Source organism: Mesorhizobium sp. B264B1B (assembly GCF_020165765.1).
In the GTDB taxonomy this organism is placed as follows: domain Bacteria; phylum Pseudomonadota; class Alphaproteobacteria; order Rhizobiales; family Rhizobiaceae; genus Mesorhizobium.
Genome location: NZ_JAIUIS010000042.1, coordinates 1 through 1047, shown reverse-complemented (window position 1 = coordinate 1047; position 1047 = coordinate 1). Strand labels below are relative to the sequence as shown.

The following is a 1047-nucleotide window of genomic DNA, read 5'->3' as shown; positions in this document are numbered from 1 at the left end:
CCAGCCTCCATCCGCTGGCGATAAAACCGGACAACTCACGTGCTACCTAATCCGGACAACTCATCTGCTTACGACAGGGATTGCCGCCTGCTCTTGCCTTCCACGTGGATTGCTATATAGACGCCGCCAATCTGCCGGTCCCAGCTGGGGGCTGAACGGAGGGCCGGAGGTTTTCGAAAACCTTCGCGTGAAGCCAGAAGCGCTTCCGCCTCCCGTGTCTCCGCTCTCGACCGTCTCGTCATGCTCCTTTCTTCCCCGCTCCTGGCGGGTCAGAGAAGTTGCAGAGGCTTTTGCCGCCGGGAACCGGGAGAGAAACGAAGAAAGGCGAAAAGACATAATGGCTCTTTACGAACATGTGTTTCTTGCCCGGCAGGACCTCTCGCAGCAGCAGGTCGATGCGCTTGTCGAACAGTACAAGGGCGTCATCTCCGCCAATGGCGGGTCCGTCGGCCGGGTCGAGAACTGGGGACTGAAGTCCCTCACCTACCGGGTCAACAAGAACCGGAAGGCATACTACACGCTGATGGATCTTGACTGCCCGCCGGCAGCGCTCAACGAAATGGAGCGCCAGATGGGCCTGTCCGAGGACGTGCTGCGTTTCCTGACCATCAAGGTCGATGCGCATGAGGAAGGTCCCTCCGCCATGATGCAGAAGCGCGAAGAGCGCTCGGAACGCGGCGGCTTCGGCGACCGCGACCGCGGCGACCGTGGTCCGCGCTCGTTCGGCGACCGTGATCGTGGCGATCGTCCGCCACGCAGCTTCGGCGGCGACGCTGGTGGCGATCGTGGTCCGCGCCGTCCGCGCGAAGGCTTTGAAGGGGGTGCAGAATAATGGTCGACATTAACCAGATCCCGACCCGGCGCCCGTTCCATCGCCGCCGCAAGACCTGTCCGTTCTCGGGCGCCAACGCGCCCAAGATCGATTACAAGGACGTGCGCCTCCTGCAGCGCTACATTTCCGAGCGCGGCAAGATCGTGCCGTCGCGCATCACCGCCGTCAGCCAGAAGAAGCAGCGCGAGCTCGCCAAGGCGATCAAGCGCGCCCGC

Annotated in this window: 2 protein-coding genes; both read left to right on the top strand. The window is 62.8% G+C overall.

The features are described 5' to 3' along the window. Positions 1–337 precede the first annotated feature (337 nt). Complete coding sequence (gene rpsF, locus LB547_RS32265; protein ID WP_140494463.1) at positions 338–832, top strand: 30S ribosomal protein S6; 495 nt, start codon at positions 338–340, stop codon at positions 830–832. Next, positions 832–1047, top strand: a 216-nt coding sequence (gene rpsR, locus LB547_RS32260; protein WP_224703010.1) for a 30S ribosomal protein S18, incomplete at its 3' end; no start/stop codon positions are given. The genes rpsF and rpsR, both read left to right, overlap by 1 nt.